Here is an 18,624-nt window from a genome sequence, read left to right as displayed (position 1 = left end):
CGTGGTCGGTTGTCTGCGATCGTACTCAGACGAATGCCTGCGAGGCCAGACCGGCCGCGACGCCGCCGACGAGAGGCCCGGCGATCGGCACCCACGAGTAGGCCCAGTCGGAGCCGCCCTTGTTCGGGATCGGCAGCAGTGCGTGGACGATGCGCGGCCCCAGGTCACGGGCCGGGTTGATGGCGTAGCCGGTGGGGCCACCCAGGGAAGCACCGATGACGACGACGAGAAGGCCGACGGCCAAGGGGCCGAGCTCGTGCGGGGTCTTGCCGAAGAGGAGGATGACGAACACGAGGACGAAGGTTGCGATGACTTCGGTGACGAAGTTCCAGCCGTAGGAGCGGATCTCCGGGCCGGTGGAGAAGGTGCCGAGGATGTTGCCCGCGTCCTTCTCTTCGTCGTAGTGCTTCTTGTACACGGCCCAAGCGAGGACGGCACCGAGCATCGCACCGATCATCTCCGCCGCCAGATAGGCGACGGTGTGACCGAAGGTCACGGCGATGCCGGGAGCGTATTCGTCGGCTCCGCTGGCGAGGATGCCGAAGGTCACGGCCGGGTTGAGGTGCGCTCCGGTCTTGTAGGCGACGAACACACCGGCGAAGACCGCGAGGCCCCAGCCGAAGGAGATCAGCAGCCAGCCGCCGCCGTTGCCTTTGGTCTTTCCGAGGACGACGTTGGCGACGACACCGACGCCGAGCAGCATGAGCATCGCCGTTCCGGCGATCTCGAAGAGGAAGATGGTGCCCATATCTCACAAACTCCTATTGTTTGTCTTTCCGGTGGGTTCTCCGGTCGTTGGTCGCCCCGGAGGGTGCTCCGAGGTCGGTCGATATTCGATTGTCGGTATTCGGTTGTGGTCCCGCACTTCGCTGTGAACGGTTCAGTGGAGGGTCGCACCGACCAGGGCCGCCGCCGAGGCGTCATCGTCGGTGGACTCGGCCGCGACCTGGGCGTCGACGTGGGCTTTGAACGCCTCGACTTCGGCCGCCCGACGGTCGTCGTCCCAGCCGAGGACGGGTGCGACGATGGCCGCGACCGCCTCGGCGGCGTTCTTTCCCCGGTCCCGGGATTCGTAGTTCAGCCGCATTCGCCTCTCGAGGATGTCGCCGAGGTGGACGGCCCCCTCTGCGGCGGCCGCGTAGTGGGCTTCGACGCGCAGGTAGCGCTGCGCGCCGTCCAACGGCTGGCCGAGTTCCGGATCCTCATCGACGAGGTCGAGCAGTTCCTCGATGAGGGTGCCGTAGCGGCGGATGAGACGTTTGACGCGATCTTCGTCCCACCCGTACTTCTCCGCGATCCCGGACTGGCCGCGCCGCAGCGCACCCACCCCCTGGGCACCGAGCAGCGGCACGGATTCGGTCAGCGACCTGCGGTCCTTCGCATCGTCGCCGAGGACGAAGTCGACGGCGTCTTCGGCCATCACTCGGTAGGTGGTGAACTTGCCGCCGGCGATCGCGGCCAGGGCCGGTTCGACTTCCATCACGGTGTGTTCCCGGGAGACCTTCGTCGAGGCCTGTCCTTCTTTGACCACCGGTTGGAGCAGCGGGCGCAGTCCGGAGTAGACGCCGATGACGTCGTCGCGGGTGAGTTTGTCGGCGAGGATGGCGTTGGCGTGTTCGAGCAGGTAGTCGATGTCCTGCGAGGTCGCGACCGGTGCGTCGACGTCTTCGTTCCACGGGGTGTCGGTGGTGCCGATGACCCAATAGCCTTCCCACGGGATGACGAAGAGGACGGATTTCTCGGTCTTCGAGATGATTCCGGTATTCGGGTCGGCCTTGATCTTGTCTTCGGCCACGGTGATGTGCACGCCCTTGGAGGCGAGCACCTTGAGTCCGGCGTCGGCCTTCGCCAGATCCTGCTGCTCTTCGGTCCAGACGCCTCCGGCGAGGATGGTGCGGCGGGCGTGGATGTCGAATTCTTCACCGGTGATCTCGTCCCGGGCGTGGACGCCGGTGACCTGGTCGCCGTCGTGGAGGTAGCCGATGACGGAGACGTGGTTGGCGGCAGCGGCCCCGTAGCTCACGGCCGAGCGGACCAGAGTCATGACGAAGCGGGCGTCGTCGACCTTCGCGTCATAGTATTCGAGGGCGCCGACGGCGGCGTCGTCGGCCAGTCCCGGGAAGTGGGCGCTCAGCGCCTTCTTTCCCAGGTGACGATGCATCGGCACGGCGCGTTTGCGACCCGGTCGGGTGGCCATCGTGTCGTAGAGGAGCACACCGGAGCCGATGAAGGCCCGATCGATGAGGCGGTGCTCGAAGGGGAAGACGAATGCGACGGGTTCGACGAGGTGAGGCGCGGTGTGCTGGAGCAGCAGGTCACGTTCCTTCAGCGCCTCGGCGACGAGTTTGAAGTCGAGCATCTCGAGGTAGCGGAGTCCGCCGTGCATGAGCTTCGAGGACCGGGATGAGGTTCCCGAGGCCCAGTCCTTCGCGTCGACGACACCGACCTTGAGTCCGCGGGTGGCTGCGTCGAAGGCCGATCCTGCTCCGGTGACTCCCCCACCGACGACGAAGACGTCGAGCGGGTCCGCCGCACTTGTCGTCTTCAGGGTCTCCAGAGCCTGGTCACGGAAGTTCGGGGACAGTTCACCATTTCGCATCAGCTGGTTCGTGCTTTCTGTCAGACGTTTCGGACTTCGACCGAGGCCGGCACGGGCAGATCAGTGCAGGTGCCGCCTCGGCGACTAATCAAAAACTAGCAGGTGAACCTGAATTCCGATACCGATCGGCGGCCGCGCGGGCGGCTGCCGATTCCGGGGAACACGGGAGCACGGCCCGACAGTGACTCAGTCCAGGGCAGCGACGGGCTCGACGCGCATCGCCGAGGACTGCTCGGCCGAGTCGAGGAGGTCGAGTTTGCGCATGATGATGCCTTCACGCAGTGCCCATGGGGAGATGTTCATGACGCCGATGTCGAAGATCGTGAAGGCCGCCTCGGCGACGATCGCTCCGGCCAGCACCTGACCGGCACGAGCTTCGGACACGCCCGGAAGGGTTGCCCGTTCCTCGGGTGTGCGGGAGGCGAGGGTATCGATGATGCCGTCGAGGTCGCGGCGGAAGAGCTTGCGCGGAGCGTAGATTCCGTCTCCGCTGGGGGCGGCGCCGGCGATGCGGGCCAGGGAGCGGAAGGTCTTCGATGACCCGACGACCTGGTCGGGCACTCCGACCCTGTTGATGTCGCCGGCGATGCGTCCGATCTGCGCCCGGGCATGCTTGCGCAGGCGGTGGATGTCGTCTGCAGTGGGCACCGGGTCAGGGAGGAAATCCGAATAGGTGCGTCCGGCTCCGAGCGGAACCGACACGGCTGCCTGTGGGTATTCGTCCTGGCCTGCCGCGATCTCCAATGAACCGCCGCCGATGTCGAGCAGCAGGATCTTCCCGGCCGACCACCCGAACCAGCGGCGGGCGGCGAGGAAGGTCACGCGGGCTTCGTCACGGCCGGACATGACGTTGAGGGTGACCCCGAGCTGGGCGTTGATCGATTCGATGAGGCCGACCCCGTTCGGGGCTTCCCTGACCGCCGAGGTGGCGAATGCGAGGATCTGCTCCGCCCCTTGGTCTTCGGCGATCTCGACGGCATCGGCGATGAAGGAACGCAGTCGTTCCTGACCTTCTGCATCGATCGAACCGTCGTCGCTCAAGTATTCGGCGAGCCGGAGCACCTCCTTGTGCGAGGTGGCCGGCAGGGGCGGTGCTCCGACGTGGGCGTCGACGACCAGGAGGTGGACGCTGTTGGAGCCGATATCGAGGACTGCTAGGCGCATTCGCTCAGTTTATCCTCTCCTCGGGACTCCTTGCCCACGAACTCAGGAACCGTTCTGCCAAGCAGATTTGGTGAAACCGAATTCCGGCGGTTCCTTGGCGAAGAACGCCTCCTGGCCGCGGGTGATCTCTGCACGGTAGGCATCATCGAGCCACCGAGGCGGCCGTGTGCCCTCGGTCAGATCACCGTCGAGGATCGCCTTGGCTCCGACCTGGCTGAGTCGGGACAGTCCCACGATCCGCTCCCCCAGAGCCTGCGCGGTCTCCGATGGGGTGTCGGAGACCTCGTGGAAGAAGCCGAGTTCGGCCATCGTCTCGAACTTCACGATCGAGGCCGTGATGAGCAGATACCTCGCCCAGGCATCACCGAGGATTCGAGCCAGTCGCTTCGTGGGTCCGGCCGGGTAGACGAGTCCGAGCTTTGCTGCGGTGACGCCGAAGATCGATCCGGGGGCGGCGATGCGGATATCGCAGGCCGCGGCGATCTCCGTTCCCCCGCCCACGCAGTTGCCGGTGATGGCGGCGATCGTCGGTGTCCGCGAGTTCGCCAGGGCCGCCTCGGCGGTGGAGTTGAGTTCCCAGAAATCGTCGAGCGGCACATTGAGGTCGGCGATGTCCGAACCGGCGGAGAAATGTCCGCCGGCCCCTGTGATCACCAGCGCGCCGATCGAATCGTCGGCATCGACGTTCGCGATGATCTGCGGCAGCGCCCGCCACATGGGCCGGGAGATCGCATTGCGTTTCTCGGTCCGATCAATGACGAGGGTTCCGACCCCGCCGGAGACGGTGAAGTCGAAACCCTCGAGATCGACCGGACGGTATGAACCGTCTGGTCTCATCTGTGTGTTCTGCCTTTCGAGAGGTCAGCCCCGGTTGTCGGGAACCTCGCGCTGGTCCTCACCGTCGTAGGCGCTCAGGGGACGGATGAGAGCGTTGTTCGCCTGCTGCTCGAAGATATGAGCGGTCCAGCCGGTGATGCGGGCCATCACGAAGATCGGGGTGAACTGGTCGGTGTCGAAGCCCATGAGGTGGTAGGCCGGGCCCGAGGGGTAGTCGAGGTTCGGGTAGATGCCCTTGCGCCCGACGAAGTCCTCTTCGAAGGTGTTGTACAGATCGAGCAGATCGTTCGCACCCTTGACGGCGACCATGTCCTCGAAGGCCCTGCGCATGGTGGGAACGCGCGAATCGCCGTTCTTGTACACGCGGTGGCCGAAGCCCATGATCTTCGCCTTCTTGGCCAGTGCCTCGTCGATCCAGGCCGAAGCCTTGTCGGCGGTGCCGACCTCTTCGAGCATCGCCATGACGGCTTCGTTCGCTCCGCCGTGCAGCGGACCCTTGAGCGCGCCGATGGCACCGGCGACCGCCGAGTACAGGTCCGATGTGGTCGAGGTGATGACGCGACCGGTGAAGGTCGAGGCGTTGAACGAGTGCTCGGCGTAGAGGATCATCGACACGTCGAAGCAGCGCACGACTTCCTCGGCGGGAACTTCGTCGAAGACCATCTTGAAGAAGTTCGCGGCGTAGCCGAGGTCCTTCGTCGGGGCGATCGGGTCGAGGCCGTGACGACGACGGTGGTCGATGGCCACGATCGTCGGCAGCTGGGCGTAGAGACGCTCGGCCTTCGCGAGGTTCGCCTCGGCGCCCTCGGTGTCGGCCTCGGGGTCGACGGCACCCAGGTAGGCCACGGCCGTCTGCACGACGTGCATCGGGTGGCAGTCCTTGGGCAGGCCGAGAATGAGGTCGACGAGCTTGCTGTCGATCTCACGCTGGGAGCGTTCGCGTTCCTGGAATTCTGCCAGCTGCGCCTCGGTGGGCAGTTCGCCGTTCCAGATGAGGTAGGCGACGTCTTCGAAGCTGCGCTTGGCGGCGAGCTCCTGCACGGGGTAGCCGCGGTAGGTCAGCGAGTTGGTCTCCTGGACCACTTTGGACACTGCGGTGGTGTCGACCACGACACCGGCGAGGCCCTTCTTGATTTCTTCGGTCACTGGTGACCCTCCTGTGAGAAGTTGAATACTGCGGCGTCGAACTCGTTGTACGCCGAGTAGTCGATCGTGTCATACAGGTCCGCACGGGTCTGCATGCCCTCGAGCAGGTCCACCTGAGTGCCCTTGTCCCGAATGGTCTGCAGGCCCGATTTGATCGCACCCATGGCGATGCGCAGAGTCGTGACCGGGTAGATCACTAGTTTGACTCCGACATTCGCCAACTGTTCGGTGGTGAACAGTTCGCTCTTTCCGAATTCCGTCATGTTCGCCAGGATCGGCACGTCGACGGCCGAGGCGAATCTCTCGAACTCTCCGAGATCTCGCATCGCCTCGGGGAAGATCATGTCTGCTCCCGCATCGGCGTAGGCCTTCGCCCGGTCGATGGCGGCGTCGAGACCTTCCCCAGCGCGGGAGTCGGTGCGGGCGCAGATGACGAAGTTCTCGTCGCGGCGTCCCTTGACGGCGGCCTTGATGCGCTTGGACATCTCGGCCGCGGTCACGACCTCCTTGCCGTCGAGGTGGCCGCAGCGCTTCGGGTTGACCTGGTCTTCCAGGTGCATGCCCGAGATTCCGGCGTCCTCGAACTCCTGGACGGTGCGGGCCACGTTCATGGCTTCGCCCCATCCGGTGTCGGCGTCGATGAAGGTCGGCAGGTTCGTCACTCGGGCGATATTGCGTCCGTGGTCGGCCACCTCGGTGAGCGTGGTCAGCCCGATGTCGGGCAGGCCCATGGCCGCGGAGAACGCGCCGCCGGAGATGTAGACGCCTTCGAATCCGGTCTGCTCGATCAGCTGAGCATTGATCGGGTTGATGGCGCCGGGGAACTGGACGATCTCGTCGCCTGCGAGCAGCTCGCGGAACGTGGCGCGGCGCTCGGCGGGGGTTGCCTGTGCGCCGAGCATCAGAAGATGCCCTTCGATCCGCTGTGCTCGAGTCCGTCGACGACGAAGCTCAGTTCGGCAACGCCCTTGGCGTCGAGGCTCTCGAGGTTCTCGGCCAGATCGAGGAAGCGAGTCTGCTCCGAGTCGGAGACGATGCCCTCGGCCAGGGTCTTGAACTTCTCGATGTAGTTCGCACGGGCGAAGGGACGGGCACCGAACGGGTGGGCGTCGGCGACGGCGATCTCGTCGGTCAGCGTCGAGCCGTCTTCGAATTCGATCTCCACGCGTCCGCCGAAGGCCTTCTCGTTGGGGTCGATCGAGTGGTAGCGGCGGGTCCACTCGGGATCCTCGGTGGTCTCGATCTTGTGCCACAGTTCGACCGTGTCGGGACGACCGGCGCGCTCGGGGGCATAGGAGTGCTCGTGGTGCCAGCCCTGGTCCTGCATGGCCACGGCGAAGATGTACATGATCGAGTGGTCGAGGGTCTCGCGGCTGGCACGAGGATCCATCTTCTGCGGATCGTTCGCACCGGTGCCGATGACGTTGTGGGTGTGGTGCGAGGTGTGGATGACGATGCGCTTGATCTTCGTCAGGTCCTCGATCTGTCCGCCGAGCTTGCGGGCGAGGTCGATGAGCGCCTGGGCCTGATATTCGGCCGAGTGCTCCTTGGTGTAGGTGTCGAGGATCGCGCGCTTCGCTTCGCCCTTGCCCGGCAGCGGGATGGTGTAGCGGGCTTCGGGGCCGGAGAGGATCCAGGCGATGAAGCCGTCCTCGCCTTCGTAGATCGGGTTCGGGGCGCCCTCGCCGCGCATGGCACGGTCGACGGATTCGACGGCCATCTTGCCGGCGAACGCCGGAGCGTGGGCCTTCCAGGACGAGATCTCGCCCTTGCGCGACTGACGGGTCGCCGTCGTCACGTGCAGTGCCTGCTGGACGGCCTGGAAGGTGACCTCCGTGGGCAGGCGGAGCATTGCGCCGATACCAGCTGCGGCCGAGGGGCCGAGGTGGGCGACATGGTCGATCTTGTGCTCGTGCAGGCACATTCCCTTGACGAGGTCGACCTGGATCTCGTAGCCGGTGGCCACACCGTTGATGAGGTCTTTGCCGCCGATGCCCTTGTGCTGGGCGACTGCGAGCACGGCCGGGATGTTGTCACCGGGGTGCGAGTACTCTGCGGCGAGGAAGGTGTCGTGGAAATCGAGTTCGCGCACGGCCACACCGTTGGCCCAAGCGGCCCATTCCGGTGAGAAGCGGTCGCTCACCGGCAGACCGAAGATGTTGGCACCGGGATTGAACGGGTGGGCCTGGGCCTGTTCGCGAGCATGGGTCGGAGCGGAGCGACGCACGGATGCGGCAGCCACAGAAGCGTTGTCGATGACGCGGTTGATGACCATTTCGGTAACTTCGGAATCGACCGGCGTCGGGTCGGATGCGACCTCGGCGATCTTCCATGCGAGCTGATCTTCGCGAGCCAGGTTCTCTGAGCTCTTGTAGGTGCGGACTTCATGATTGATCATGGATACCCCTTCATAGTCCTTGACCGGAAACGGTCACGTAGTGCTGACACAACTGTAGGCCACGTCACTCGACAGGTCCCTGCCGGTCGGAAATTTATCTCGACATCAAGATATTTTACCCGAAGCGTGTCCCAGTTCACCAACGGGGTCTCCATGCTCTTCTGCCGCGAGGGATGGTTGTGGGAATATTGGGTCATGACTCGGACTGCCCTGGACTTCGACGAGAACTGGTTCGACGACGCGGAATATGCGCGCCTGCGCAGACGCATGCCGATCCCCTATGTCAACGCCATCCCGGTGCGGGTGAGCGAGACCGGCAACGTCGAACGCATCGGCCTGCTGCTGCGCAGCCTCGAGGACGGCACCCTCGGGCGGGAGGTCGTGGGCGGGCGGATCCGCTTCCATGAGACGATCCGCACGGCGCTGGTGCGTCACGCCGAGAACGACCTCGGCCCGATGGCGCTGCCGGTCATTCCGCCGGCGATCAGCCCGTTCCACATCGCCGAATACTTCCCCACCGAGGGTTCGGCGCTTCTCCATGATCCGCGCCAGCACGCGATCGCCATGTGCTTCATCATGGAGGTCCGCGGCGAATGCACTCCGCGGGCCGATGCCCTCAGCCTCGATTGGCTGACCCCCGAGGAGACTCTGCGCCCCGATATCGTCGGCGAGCTCTGCTACGGCCAGGACCATATTCTGCGCATCGCGCTGGCCCACCTGGGCTTCCGCGTCTGAGCCACGAGCGCGCCCGGATGAGACGAAGCTTCTCACCTCCGGACTTTTTCTACAGCCCGTAGAACCTACTTGGTAGACTGAAGGCGACGCGGACGATACCGCCTGTCGGGGCCGTCGTCGGCGTCAGGGTTGACCAGGCCCCGATCGAGAGGTGCGAGATGTCTGCTCAATCCAATCCGTCCGAATCCGGCCTGAACCTCGAACTCGGCGTCCTCGTCGGCTTCGACGGCTCCGAACTCGCCGCCCAAGCCGTCCGCTACGGCTCAGTCGAGGCCGAACGACGCAGAACCGTTCTCACCGTCGTCACCGCCTATGAGCTGCCGACGATGATCTACCCGAATATGGCCTCCATCCCCAGCGAGCCCGAGGATGACAAGGCGAAGACGAAAGCAGAGAAGACCCTCGCCGAGGCGGTCGACCTTCTGCGCGACTACTCCGGTGAGACGTCCTTCCGCACGGCGCCCGGCAACTCCGCCGGTGCGCTCGTCACGCTCAGCGCCGATGCCGAGGTCGTCATCGTCGGTGCCCGCGGGCGCGGCGGCTTCATGGGCCGCGTCCTCGGCTCCGTGTCCACGGCTCTGCCTGCCCACGCTCACTGCCCGACGATCGTTGTTCCCGAACGGTCGACTTCAGCATCTGCGGACACAGACCCGGTGGTCGTCGCCGTCGACGGGTCCGAGACCAGTCGGGTCGCCATGTTCACGGCAGCCGCCGAGGCGACCCTACGCGGAGCGGAGCTCGAACTCGTCGTGGTGCTGCCGGCCGGTGAGGAGTGGCTCTATTGGTACCCCGATCTCGAACTCAGCTCCGAGGTCACCGCGCGTCGGCAGAAGCAGCTGGCCGAAGGTCTGGAGAAGGAGGCCGCGACGCTGTCCGAGCAGTTCCCGGATCTGACGGTGACCACCTCGGTGCCGGTCGGCGATCCGACCGAGACCCTCGTCGAGATCAGCTCCCGCGCTCAGCTGACCGTGTTGGGCACCCGCGGGCGCGGGCGGATCCGCAGCGCTCTGCTGGGATCGGTCTCGCGCGGAGTCCTCAACCATGCAGAAGGACCGATCATGGTGGTTCCGAGCTGATCGGCAGCGCCGTGCTGATCAGCCAGGAAGTGCTGATCAGCCGAGCCCGGCACCTCGACGGCGACGGCTCACCAAGAGAAGTGTCGCGCCGAGTGCCAGCGCTCCCGCGCCGACGGCCAAGGGTAGTGCGAGCCCACCGCCGGTGCGGGGCAGGTCTCCATCCCCACTCGCCGAGGCGGTCCCGGAGGAATCCGAATCATCGCCCGTTCCTACGGCGTTCGCCTCGGCTGCATCTGCCTCGGAGCCGGAGTCGGCAGTGCCGGCATCTGCCGTGCCGGCATCGAATCCGTTGCCGTCGTCGGTACCGTCAGACCCGACATCACCCGAGGCAGCACCGTCGGAGCTGGCGCTGTCGGAGGCGGTGCCGCCCGTACCAGCGTCGGCATCTGCACTCGGGCCATCGGCACCTGCGTCCACGTCGTCGCTGGTTCCGGCATCCTCGGAACCTGCGTCTGCGTCGTCGCTCGTTCCTGCACTGTCGGCGTCATCGTTTGCACCTGCATCATCAGCACCTGCCGCGGAGTCGGAGCCGGCATCGGAACCGGCGCCGGCCTCCGCATCGTCATCCGGGGCTGGTTCTTCCGCCTCGGCGCGCCTGAGTTCGACATCGTCGATCTGCTCGGATGCGGCCTGAGCTTCCGCGCGCTCACCATCGGCGGGTGCCCCGCCTGCCGGCACCTCATAGGTCGTCGCTCGCAGCGCTTCGTCGCTGACTCGAACCCGGGTGAAAGCGGGCACGTCGTTGTGGACGCTCTTGCCTTCCCAGTCGAGGCCGGGAACGTAGTCATAGAACTTCGACCCTGACGAGGAGGTCAGCGTGAGGTAGAGCGTCTGCCCGTCTTCCTTCTCTTCCTCGGCTCCCGCTTCCGACCCTTCCACTCGCTTGCCTTCGCCGTCCATGAGGAAGGTGCGGTTGAAGATGTGGTCATGGCCGGAGACGACGAGGTCGATGTCATTGCGGGCCGCGACCGGAGGGATCGCCTTCCGCAGCCGTTTGACGTCGATGTCGTCCCAATGGGTTGCCGTCGAATAGATCGAGTGGTGGAACCCGAGAACAGTCCAGCGTGCCTGGTCTCCGTGCTCGGCGACGACCTCGTCGATGAACTCGGCGTGGGCATCCACGTCCGGGCTGTTCGAGTTGATGTTGAGGAACAGGACTCCATCTTCGATGAACCAGTAGTCGCCGCCGGAGGTGATGACGCCGCCACCGCCGTGGTCCTGGCTCACATTGGGTCGGTTGAAGTGCTGCTCGTAGGCTTTCGAAGACACATCGTGGTTGCCGATCGTCGTCGCCTGCGGGATCGTGCGGGTCGCTTCCGGTGCCAGGTATTGAGCATACTGCTCCTGGTTGCCGGCGGAGTTGACCTGGTCTCCCAGCGAGTAGAAGAAGCTCGGGTCGTCGGCGGTGGCCACTGCCGAGGACAGGGTCCGGTCCCAACCGGCCGCGTCGTCGGGATCTCCGCCTCCGGCGCCGACCTGGGGGTCGCCGAAGACGAGGAATTCGTCATCTCCTCCGGACGATCCCGTGGTGAACCGCTGCACCTCGGTGAACCCGTCCTCGTCGCTGCCGACCTGGTAGGCGTAGTCGGTGTCGGGTTCCAGGTCGGTCATGCTCGCGTGGTTGTAGTGGCGTTTGAGGTCGGTGGCGAGACCGGAGTCCGTGGTCTCAGCCGCTGCCGCGTCGGCGGGAAGTTCACCCCCCTCGAGTTCACTCACCGGTGCCCACCGGACCTCTCCCCCGCCGGAGCTCTCACTCATCCACGAGAGGTTGCGCGTCGTCGAGTCGGCCCCGACCTGCAGCACCGCGTCGGTGATCGCCTCACTCCCCGCATCCGCCTCGGCGGGCGTGTCCGTCGGGTCCTGGCTCGCGGTCGCACTCGGTCCGCCCGAGCCGAGAGATGGTTCGGCGCGCACGGGCACCGGGGCCGCCACCAGAGCGGCGAGCAGGGTGGCGGCGGACAGGGCACTGAGTGGTCGCTTGAGTCGTTGAGTGTTCACCCGCCCATTCCTACCGATCAGTAGTGTCTGGTCGTTCGAGGCCCGTCGACGAGACAGGGAACGGGAGGTGAATCGTCGATGACGGATCCCGGCCTCCGCGTCGCTTCCGCTCCCGGTCGCTGCTTCGCTCACCTGTTGTACAGTGGTGGCTACGACAGGGGAGCGCCGTCAGGGGCGCTGAGAGTGCAGAAGAAGCTGCAGACCCTCGAACCTGATGCGGTCAGTACCGCCGAAGGAAGTCGAGACTCTTCACCCCTCCTTGATATGAGGAGGCACAATGCCGGAAACCACCGCGCCGACCACCACCCCCGCCCGCGCGCGGGCCTTCACCGCGGCGCCGAAATCCAAGCAGTGGCGGGTCGTCGACTATGTCACCACCGCCGTGCTCGGCATCGCGGTGGGACTCGTCTTCTGGGTTCTCGCGCTGAGCTGGAAGGTTCTCGAACTCGCCTTCCAGGCATTCCCGCCGTCGATCGGCCTCATCGCCGGTCTCTGGGTGCTGGCCGGTCCGCTGGCCGGTGCCATCATCCGCAAACCCGGTGCCGCGCTCCTGTGCGAACTCATCGCCGCCATCGTCGAAGCCGTGCTCGGCTCCCACTTCGGGGCGACCGTTCTGCTCTCGGGACTGCTGCAGGGCCTCGGTGCCGAACTCGTCTTCGCCGCTTTCGGCTACAAACGCTTCACCCTGTGGGTCACCGCCGCTTCGGGCGTGCTGGCCGCGGCGTTCATGGCCGTGAGCGAGAACATCATGTACAACGCCGAATGGCAGTTCGGCTTCCAGGCGATCTACGCGGTCTGTGCGATCATCTCCGGCCTCGTCATCTCCGGGATCGGCGCGTGGTACGCCTACCGGGCGATCGCGGCCACCGGGGCTCTGAGCTCCTTCGCCTCCGGCCGTCGCTGATGGCGCTGCCGATCACGGCCGCGGGCTTCTCATGGACGCACACCGACCGTGAGGCACCGGCGGTCGGTCCGCTCGACCTGGAGATCGCGGCCGGAGAGAAGGTGCTGCTGCTCGGCGCCTCCGGAGCCGGGAAATCGACGTTCCTCCACGCCGTCGCCGGTGTCCTGCCCGAGGAATCGGGTGAGGCCACCGGTGAACTCCTCGTCGGCGGTGAGAAACCGGATCCTCGCCGAGGATGCACCGGGCTGGTCCTCCAAGATCCCGATTCGCAGGTGATCTTCTCCCGCATCGGTGATGATGTGGCGTTCGGGATGGAGAACCTCGGACTCCCGGCCGCGGTCATCGAGGCTCAGGTTCCCAGATCTCTGCAGGCCTTGGGACTCGATCTGGCCCCGGAGCATCCGAGTGCCGCTCTGTCCGGCGGGCAGAAGCAGCGGCTGGCTCTGGCCGGGATCCATGCGATGGCCCCGGAGGTCATCGTCCTCGACGAACCGACCGCCAATATCGATCCCGCCTCGGCGACCGAGGTCCGCGATGCCGTGCTCACCGTGCAGGCCGAGACACAGGCGACCATGCTCGTCGTCGAACACCGGGTCGAGCTGTGGATCGAGCACGTCGACCGTGTCGTCGTACTCGGCCGTGACGGGATCGTCGCCCAAGGTCCGCCCGAGCGGATCTTCTCCGATCCGGACCTGACCGAAACGCTCATCGGCTGCGGCATCTGGATTCCGCAGGACTCCCCCACCCCGCGCCGAGGCGGGGCCGCAGGAAGCGGTGGGACGTCGGGCCGCCTCGGCGAGGTTCTGCTGCGCACAGATCGGCTCAGTGTTGCTCGACCGCGCATGGCCACCCCCGCCGCGACCGGCTTGGACCTGAGACTGAGCGCCGGTCAGGCGCTCGGAATCGTCGGCGCCAACGGGGCAGGCAAATCAACCACGGCCCTGACCTTGGCCGGCCTGCTGCCCGAATTCTCCGGGCAGGTCTTCGCCGAGGCGGCCCTGCGGGAAGGAGCCAAACGACCCCGACCGTTCGCGTGGCCGTCGAAGCAGTTGGCGGCGCGCATCGGCATGGTCTTCCAGGAACCAGCCCACCAGTTCCTCACTTCGAGCGTGGCGGCCGAACTCGAACTGGGTCCCCGGCTGGCAGGGTGGTCTGCCGCCGAGTCGCAGGCACGGGTGGATGAGCTTCTTGAGGGGCTCGGGCTCGTCGGGTTGGCGCAGGCTCATCCGCAGAGTCTCTCCGGTGGGGAGAAGCGACGCCTGTCGGTGGCGGCGATGCTGGCTCCCCGGCCCCGGGTGCTCATCGTCGATGAGCCGACCTTCGGTCAGGATGCGCTGACGTGGGCGGGGTTGGTGGAGATGTTCCTCGATGCTTTGGAACACGGCTCCGCGGTGGTCGCGGTCAGCCACGATCTGGCGCTCCTCGAGGCCATCGGCGCCGATCTCCTCGAGCTCGGCGACCGCAGCAGCGCTGCACGAGTCGGCGACAATGAGTCGGATTCGCATGTCAAGGCGGGTGATAGCGGTGAGTGACAGTCTCGATATGCATTCTCTCCCCGCACCCGAGGCCGCCGTAGAAGATCCGGGGCAGCTCATCCCCGTGGTGCGTTCCACCGCTTTGGCTCGGTGCAATCCGCTGACGAAGATCGCAGTCGCGCTCATTCTCATGGTCGGGGCGCTGCTGAGCATCGATCCGGTCTCTGCGGGGGTGGTGCTGCTGGCAGCAGTGCTGGCGCTGCCGGCGACGGGACTCGATCTGGTGGCGGCGGCCAAGCGGCTGTGGTTCCTGCCCGCCGGCGCTCTGCTCGCCGCTTGGGGCACGGCTCTGTTGGCGGAGAAGACCGGGGATGTGGTCGTCGACTTCGGCCCCGTCCTGTTCACCACAGGGTCCCTGGCCGCGGCTGCGGCGATCTTCGTCCGCGCCCTCGCCTTGGCGATCCCGCTCATCGTGCTCGCATCGACGATCGATCCGCGTGACCTCGCCGATGCGCTCATTCAGCACCTGCGGCTGCCAGAGGTCGTCGTGGTCTCGGTTCTCGCGGCCTCTCGTCTGCTCGGACTGTTGGTCAGTGAGTGGCAGGTGCTGGCGATGGCGAGGAGGGCCAGGGGTGTCGCGGGTGGTTCGCTTCTGCGGCGCACGGGCAGCCTCTTCAGCGGGGTGTTCGTCCTGCTCGTGGTCTCGATCCGCCGGGCGACGACCCTGGCGATGGCGATGGAGGGTCGGGCATTCGGTCGTCCCGGACGCACGTGGCGCAGGCGGTCGAGGTTCGCGGTCCGAGATGTCGTGGCGGTGCTTCTCAGCCTGGCTGTCTGCGCGGTCGCGATCGGTGCGGCTCACATGCTCGGAGTCTGGAACCCGATCGTCGGGTGAGGCGACGCGGATATGGCACGACTCAGAGCTGTTTGAGGAGGTCCTTGCCGAAGGCCCGCCATTCCTCCAAGGCTTCGGGGCTGGGCAGTTTGGACGCGGTGAGGACGAAGAGCGTCTTGTCATCGCTCTTCGTCTCGGCTGCGGCTTCGACCTTGATGCCGCCGTCGAGGTTGGCTCGCCAGAAGGAGCGCTTCGTCGTCTCCGAGGTGCGGGGATCGCCGTCGAGGGCCACCTCGTTGAGGGTGTCGCCGACGAGGGAGGCGAACTTGGCGATGAGTTCGGAACGATCGCCCGGGATGGTGCGGGAGACGGCGACGTCGAAGGTGCCGTCGGCGCGCTGGCCGGGGACGCGACGGCCGATCTCCTGCTCATAGGCGACGACGGCGCCTTGGACCCACCAGCCGTGGTTGTCGACTCTGCCGTCGAACTGGGGATAGAGAGCGTCGGCGAGTTCTTTGTGACTCGCCGACGCTCCCCCGGCCGCCTCGAGGCGTCCACGGGTGTCTGCCCATGGTTCGCCGAGGGCCTTTTCGATCGATCCGATGTTCTGCGCTTTGGTCGCCATGGCAGAAGTCTATGTGCTCGTTCGACCCGGGATGAAGGCCTGGAAGGGGTTCAGTCGATCTTGAGTTCACCCATCTCGTCCCAGCCCTCACCGTCGATCTTGCGGGAAATGATCTTCGGGGTCGAGACCAGATGAGGGCGCATGGCTTCGAGACCGGCGGCGAAGTGATCGCTGGTGACGTGTGGTTCTGCGCCCTCGTCGGTGAACGCCTCGACGAGGACGAACTCGTTCGGGTTCTCCAGGCTCTTCGACCATTCGAAGAAGAGGTTGCCGGGTTCGGCGCGGGTCGCCTCGGTGAAGGCCCGAACGGCTTCGGGGAACTTATCGACGCTTTCGGGTTTCACGTCATACTTCACGACGATGAAGATCATGGTTATTCTCCTTCAGCTGATCAGCAGTACGGGTCGATCCCAGCTTAATTCTGCCGCAATTGCGAATCGACCGCTGTTCAGTCGAATACTTTGCTCGCTTCCACAATGATCAAGCGTTCTTCTGCCGATCCGGTGAAAGGAGTCCGGTGCCAATCGCTCCACAGATTGTCGACCCGCAATCCGACTGAGTGAAGATCACGTTGCAGTGTTTCGGCAGACCGGAAACGCAGTCGCAAAGCAGTTTCAATGGTTCGACCGGCGCCGATGAACTCATGACTAGTTGTCATCGTCACTGTTCCATCTGCGTCGGGACCCGAGACTGATTCGGACTCTCGCAACGTACCCGCCGAAGTCTCGCGAACTTCAGTCGGGCCGCCCCACGCCTTCCACGATTCGTTGCGTGGGTTTCGGGTCTCGAATACGAGACGCCCGTCTGGCTTCAACCCTTGAGCGATATCGAGCAGAGTTGTCTCCCATGCCTCGTCGATGATGTGCATGGCGACGTTTCCGCTCATGAGAATCAGATCATTAGCGTCGCGGTCAATGAGTTCGGAGGTGCCCATTCGCCATTCGACCCGGTCGCCGCCGGGCCGATTTGCCGCGTGAGAAAGCATCGCAGCCGCAGGATCGATACCGACGATTCTGCGTCCCTTCTTGGCGAGGGTGACAGTCAGAATTCCGGTTCCACAGCCGAGGTCGGTGATAAATGAAGCCGAGAGATCGTCAGCCATCGCACGAAAGTAGTCGTGGTCAGGTCCGTGGCCGTTGTCCTCGTCATAGATTCCGACGAGAAGCTCGTCGTCGTAGCCGGCATCCTCCATCCGACCGGCTCACAGCCTTTCGGCGATGAGGACGAGGAAGTCGCTGTCAGCTTCGAAGGGACGGAGTTCCCAGGTGGAGAACTTCTGGTCGACGAACATCCCCGTGGCTTTGACGTCCTCGATGAAGTCGTCGAAATCGTACCCGCGTCCGGCACCGAAGCCGGACACGAATCGACCACCGTGCTTGAGGGTCGATTTGATGTTGCCGAGGGTCTGCCGACGCGAGGCGGGATCGAGGAAGGACAGGACGTTTCCGGCGCAGAAGGCCACGTCGATCTCGGTGATTCCGGCACCGGCGAAATCGAAGTCGGCGAGGTCGCCGGTGTGCCATTCCCCGCTGGGGAAGTCCTCCTCGGCGACGGAGATGAGGAATTCGTCGAGGTCGACGCCGAAGACGGTGTGTCCTTCGTCGATGAGCTGTCCCCCGGCCCGTCCGGTTCCGCAGCCGGCGTCGAGGATGCGCGATCCCCGCGGAGCCATGGCGTTGACGAACCTGGCCTCACCGCCGATGTCGTGCCCGGCGGCCGCGAGATCGCGCCACCGCTGCGCGTAATTCGCCGAATGGTCGGGGTTGGCCCTGCGTACCTTGTTCCACTGATGGTCGAAGCTCATGCCCTCATCCTAGGCCGGAATCTCAGGCGAAGACTTCGGTGACCACCTCGGCGACCGCCCGGACGGGATCGCTGGGGTCCGGGGAAGTCAGCACGATGATCTCGCGTCCGCCCGCCTCGGCGACCGGGTGGAGGTCGACGTCGGGCCCGCCCAACGACATCATGATCGGCGTCGCCAGGGTCAGACCGAGCCCCGTTCCGGCGAGTGCCAACGCGACCGCGGTGTCCGTGACGATGTGGGTCTCCTTCGCATTGATTCCCAGCGCCGAGGTGGCCAACCGCATCGCGCGGCCGAAGAGCTCCTCGGCCGGTGGGAGGATCCAGTCGGCCTCGGCCAGATCGTCATCGCTCGGCCGGGTCGTCCCCGCGGGGACGACGATGCCGAAGTCCTCCACGGCCACCGCCTCCCAGCGCAGCCCGCGCATCGGCGGCAGCGGCGCGGCCGGGTAGTTGATCCCGATGCCTAAGTCGATGACTCCGTCGATGACGGCGGCCGACATGGTCTCGACATTGATCTCCCGCGCCCGGACTTCGATATGCGGATGACGCTCGGCCAGCGCCCGCACCACCTTCGGCAGCGCCGTCGTCGATGCCGACCCGAAGACGCCGAGGGTGACGATGGCCTCGCTGCGGAAGTCCCGGCCGAGCATCGCCATCTCCGCCTGCTGCTGAGCGGCGAGGATGCTCCGGGCCCTGGGCAGCAGGGTGCGCCCGGCTTCGGCGAGGACGAGCCCGCGGCCGCGACGTCGGAACAGGTCGGAATCGACGACTCGGCGCAGCGCTGAGATGTGCTGGGACACGGCCCCGACGCTGTAGCCGAGGTGGTCGGCCGCCCGCGTCATCGACCCGAGTTCGGCCACTGCGACGAATGTGCGCAGCTGTCCGAGCGTCCATGTCATGGCAGCACTCCCTTGTCTTTAGGTTTCTTGAACACTGTGTTCACAAACTCTCCCTTGCCCTTAAGTGTGATGGCAACCACAATGAAGTCAAGACATAAACGCCGACATCGCCGTCGGCACTCTCCGTTTC

At 65.5% G+C, this 18,624-nt stretch carries 18 protein-coding genes and 1 riboswitch; of the genes, 5 read left to right on the top strand and 13 right to left on the bottom strand.

Annotation, left to right across the window (positions count from 1 at the left end; genetic code table 11):
• Positions 1–25: 25 nt before the first annotated feature.
• The 7 genes from QYM46_RS05500 to QYM46_RS05470 form a co-directional block, all read right to left on the bottom strand.
• Positions 26–748, bottom strand: a complete 723-nt coding sequence (locus tag QYM46_RS05500; RefSeq protein WP_169251653.1) for an MIP/aquaporin family protein — start codon at positions 746–748, stop codon at positions 26–28.
• 132 nt (positions 749–880) lie between these two features.
• A complete protein-coding gene (locus QYM46_RS05495) occupies positions 881–2,599 on the bottom strand; it encodes a glycerol-3-phosphate dehydrogenase/oxidase (RefSeq protein ID WP_169251652.1) in 1,719 nt (572 codons plus the stop codon).
• 186 nt (positions 2,600–2,785) lie between these two features.
• Positions 2,786–3,763: a Ppx/GppA phosphatase family protein gene (locus QYM46_RS05490; protein WP_169251651.1), complete on the bottom strand. Its 978-nt coding sequence runs from the start codon at positions 3,761–3,763 to the stop codon at positions 2,786–2,788.
• A 42-nt stretch (positions 3,764–3,805) separates the two neighbouring features.
• Positions 3,806–4,600 carry an enoyl-CoA hydratase/isomerase family protein gene (locus QYM46_RS05485; protein WP_169251650.1) on the bottom strand — a complete coding sequence of 265 codons (795 nt, stop codon included), beginning with the start codon at positions 4,598–4,600 and terminating at the stop codon, positions 3,806–3,808.
• Positions 4,601–4,624: 24 nt separating this feature from the next.
• Positions 4,625–5,746: a bifunctional 2-methylcitrate synthase/citrate synthase gene (locus QYM46_RS05480; protein WP_169251649.1), complete on the bottom strand. Its 1,122-nt coding sequence runs from the start codon at positions 5,744–5,746 to the stop codon at positions 4,625–4,627.
• Positions 5,743–6,648 (bottom strand): methylisocitrate lyase, encoded by a 906-nt coding sequence (prpB, locus tag QYM46_RS05475; protein WP_025777995.1) that lies wholly within the window; start codon positions 6,646–6,648, stop codon positions 5,743–5,745. Before prpB ends, QYM46_RS05480 begins: the two co-directional genes overlap by 4 nt.
• Positions 6,648–8,144, bottom strand: a complete 1,497-nt coding sequence (locus tag QYM46_RS05470; protein ID WP_169251648.1) for an MmgE/PrpD family protein — start codon at positions 8,142–8,144, stop codon at positions 6,648–6,650. The genes prpB and QYM46_RS05470 overlap by 1 nt, the downstream gene beginning before the upstream one ends.
• 195 nt (positions 8,145–8,339) lie before the next feature.
• Here QYM46_RS05470 and QYM46_RS05465 point away from each other — a divergent pair, with 195 nt between their 5' ends.
• Positions 8,340–8,879, top strand: a complete 540-nt coding sequence (locus QYM46_RS05465; protein ID WP_169251647.1) for a DUF4916 domain-containing protein — start codon at positions 8,340–8,342, stop codon at positions 8,877–8,879.
• Positions 8,880–9,037: 158 nt separating this feature from the next.
• Positions 9,038–9,955, top strand: a complete 918-nt coding sequence (locus tag QYM46_RS05460) for a universal stress protein (protein WP_169251646.1) — start codon at positions 9,038–9,040, stop codon at positions 9,953–9,955.
• 36 nt (positions 9,956–9,991) lie between these two features.
• On the opposite strand, the gene QYM46_RS05455 is transcribed toward QYM46_RS05460, so the two are convergent.
• On the bottom strand, positions 9,992–11,953 hold the full coding sequence (locus QYM46_RS05455; protein WP_169251645.1) for an FN3 domain-containing metallophosphoesterase family protein: 1,962 nt from the start codon (positions 11,951–11,953) through the stop codon (positions 9,992–9,994).
• Positions 11,954–12,099: 146 nt separating this feature from the next.
• Positions 12,100–12,208: riboswitch (TPP riboswitch) on the top strand.
• Positions 12,209–12,230: 22 nt separating this feature from the next.
• Here QYM46_RS05455 and QYM46_RS05450 point away from each other — a divergent pair.
• From QYM46_RS05450 to QYM46_RS05440, 3 genes are read left to right on the top strand one after another with little or no spacing between them, the layout of a single operon-like run.
• Positions 12,231–12,857, top strand: coding sequence for an ECF transporter S component (locus QYM46_RS05450; RefSeq protein ID WP_169251644.1), 627 nt, complete (start codon positions 12,231–12,233; stop codon positions 12,855–12,857).
• On the top strand, positions 12,857–14,389 hold the full coding sequence (locus tag QYM46_RS05445) for an ABC transporter ATP-binding protein (protein ID WP_169251643.1): 1,533 nt from the start codon (positions 12,857–12,859) through the stop codon (positions 14,387–14,389). Before QYM46_RS05450 ends, QYM46_RS05445 begins: the two co-directional genes overlap by 1 nt.
• Before the next feature lie 10 nt (positions 14,390–14,399).
• Complete coding sequence (locus tag QYM46_RS05440) at positions 14,400–15,227, top strand: energy-coupling factor transporter transmembrane component T family protein (RefSeq protein WP_432791157.1); 828 nt, start codon at positions 14,400–14,402, stop codon at positions 15,225–15,227.
• Between the two features lie 22 nt (positions 15,228–15,249).
• Here the strand turns inward: QYM46_RS05440 and QYM46_RS05435 are convergent, their stop codons facing one another.
• The 5 genes from QYM46_RS05435 to QYM46_RS05415 form a co-directional block, all read right to left on the bottom strand.
• A complete protein-coding gene (locus QYM46_RS05435) occupies positions 15,250–15,792 on the bottom strand; it encodes a hypothetical protein (RefSeq protein WP_169251641.1) in 543 nt (180 codons plus the stop codon).
• Between the two features lie 50 nt (positions 15,793–15,842).
• Positions 15,843–16,163, bottom strand: a complete 321-nt coding sequence (locus QYM46_RS05430; protein WP_432791156.1) for a putative quinol monooxygenase — start codon at positions 16,161–16,163, stop codon at positions 15,843–15,845.
• Positions 16,164–16,240: 77 nt separating this feature from the next.
• Positions 16,241–16,984, bottom strand: coding sequence for a class I SAM-dependent methyltransferase (locus QYM46_RS05425; protein ID WP_432791155.1), 744 nt, complete (start codon positions 16,982–16,984; stop codon positions 16,241–16,243).
• Between the two features lie 9 nt (positions 16,985–16,993).
• On the bottom strand, positions 16,994–17,596 hold the full coding sequence (locus QYM46_RS05420; protein ID WP_432791154.1) for a class I SAM-dependent methyltransferase: 603 nt from the start codon (positions 17,594–17,596) through the stop codon (positions 16,994–16,996).
• Between the two features lie 22 nt (positions 17,597–17,618).
• Positions 17,619–18,494 (bottom strand): LysR family transcriptional regulator, encoded by an 876-nt coding sequence (locus tag QYM46_RS05415; protein ID WP_432791153.1) that lies wholly within the window; start codon positions 18,492–18,494, stop codon positions 17,619–17,621.
• Positions 18,495–18,624: the final 130 nt, after the last annotated feature.

It is taken from the genome of Brevibacterium sp. K11IcPPYGO002 (genome assembly GCF_050920635.1).
In the GTDB taxonomy this organism is placed as follows: domain Bacteria; phylum Actinomycetota; class Actinomycetes; order Actinomycetales; family Brevibacteriaceae; genus Brevibacterium.
The sequence above is the reverse complement of the archived record's forward strand: the minus strand, read 5'-3'. Positions and strand labels throughout refer to the sequence as shown.

What these genes read in the sequence shown, in the direction of transcription:
- QYM46_RS05450 (WP_169251644.1), top strand. Translation starts at nt 12,231, where the DNA reads ATGCCGGAAACCACCGCGCCGACCACCACCCCCGCCCGCGCGCGGGCC.
- QYM46_RS05490 (WP_169251651.1), bottom strand. Translation starts at nt 3,763, where the DNA reads ATGCGCCTAGCAGTCCTCGATATCGGCTCCAACAGCGTCCACCTCCTG.
- QYM46_RS05435 (WP_169251641.1), bottom strand. Translation starts at nt 15,792, where the DNA reads ATGGCGACCAAAGCGCAGAACATCGGATCGATCGAAAAGGCCCTCGGC.
- QYM46_RS05465 (WP_169251647.1), top strand. Translation starts at nt 8,340, where the DNA reads ATGACTCGGACTGCCCTGGACTTCGACGAGAACTGGTTCGACGACGCG.
- QYM46_RS05440 (WP_432791157.1), top strand. Translation starts at nt 14,400, where the DNA reads ATGCATTCTCTCCCCGCACCCGAGGCCGCCGTAGAAGATCCGGGGCAG.
- QYM46_RS05445 (WP_169251643.1), top strand. Translation starts at nt 12,857, where the DNA reads ATGGCGCTGCCGATCACGGCCGCGGGCTTCTCATGGACGCACACCGAC.
- QYM46_RS05415 (WP_432791153.1), bottom strand. Translation starts at nt 18,494, where the DNA reads ATGACATGGACGCTCGGACAGCTGCGCACATTCGTCGCAGTGGCCGAA.
- QYM46_RS05485 (WP_169251650.1), bottom strand. Translation starts at nt 4,600, where the DNA reads ATGAGACCAGACGGTTCATACCGTCCGGTCGATCTCGAGGGTTTCGAC.
- QYM46_RS05500 (WP_169251653.1), bottom strand. Translation starts at nt 748, where the DNA reads ATGGGCACCATCTTCCTCTTCGAGATCGCCGGAACGGCGATGCTCATG.
- QYM46_RS05470 (WP_169251648.1), bottom strand. Translation starts at nt 8,144, where the DNA reads ATGATCAATCATGAAGTCCGCACCTACAAGAGCTCAGAGAACCTGGCT.
- prpB (WP_025777995.1), bottom strand. Translation starts at nt 6,648, where the DNA reads ATGCTCGGCGCACAGGCAACCCCCGCCGAGCGCCGCGCCACGTTCCGC.
- QYM46_RS05425 (WP_432791155.1), bottom strand. Translation starts at nt 16,984, where the DNA reads ATGGAGGATGCCGGCTACGACGACGAGCTTCTCGTCGGAATCTATGAC.
- QYM46_RS05495 (WP_169251652.1), bottom strand. Translation starts at nt 2,599, where the DNA reads ATGCGAAATGGTGAACTGTCCCCGAACTTCCGTGACCAGGCTCTGGAG.
- QYM46_RS05430 (WP_432791156.1), bottom strand. Translation starts at nt 16,163, where the DNA reads ATGATCTTCATCGTCGTGAAGTATGACGTGAAACCCGAAAGCGTCGAT.
- QYM46_RS05420 (WP_432791154.1), bottom strand. Translation starts at nt 17,596, where the DNA reads ATGAGCTTCGACCATCAGTGGAACAAGGTACGCAGGGCCAACCCCGAC.
- QYM46_RS05460 (WP_169251646.1), top strand. Translation starts at nt 9,038, where the DNA reads ATGTCTGCTCAATCCAATCCGTCCGAATCCGGCCTGAACCTCGAACTC.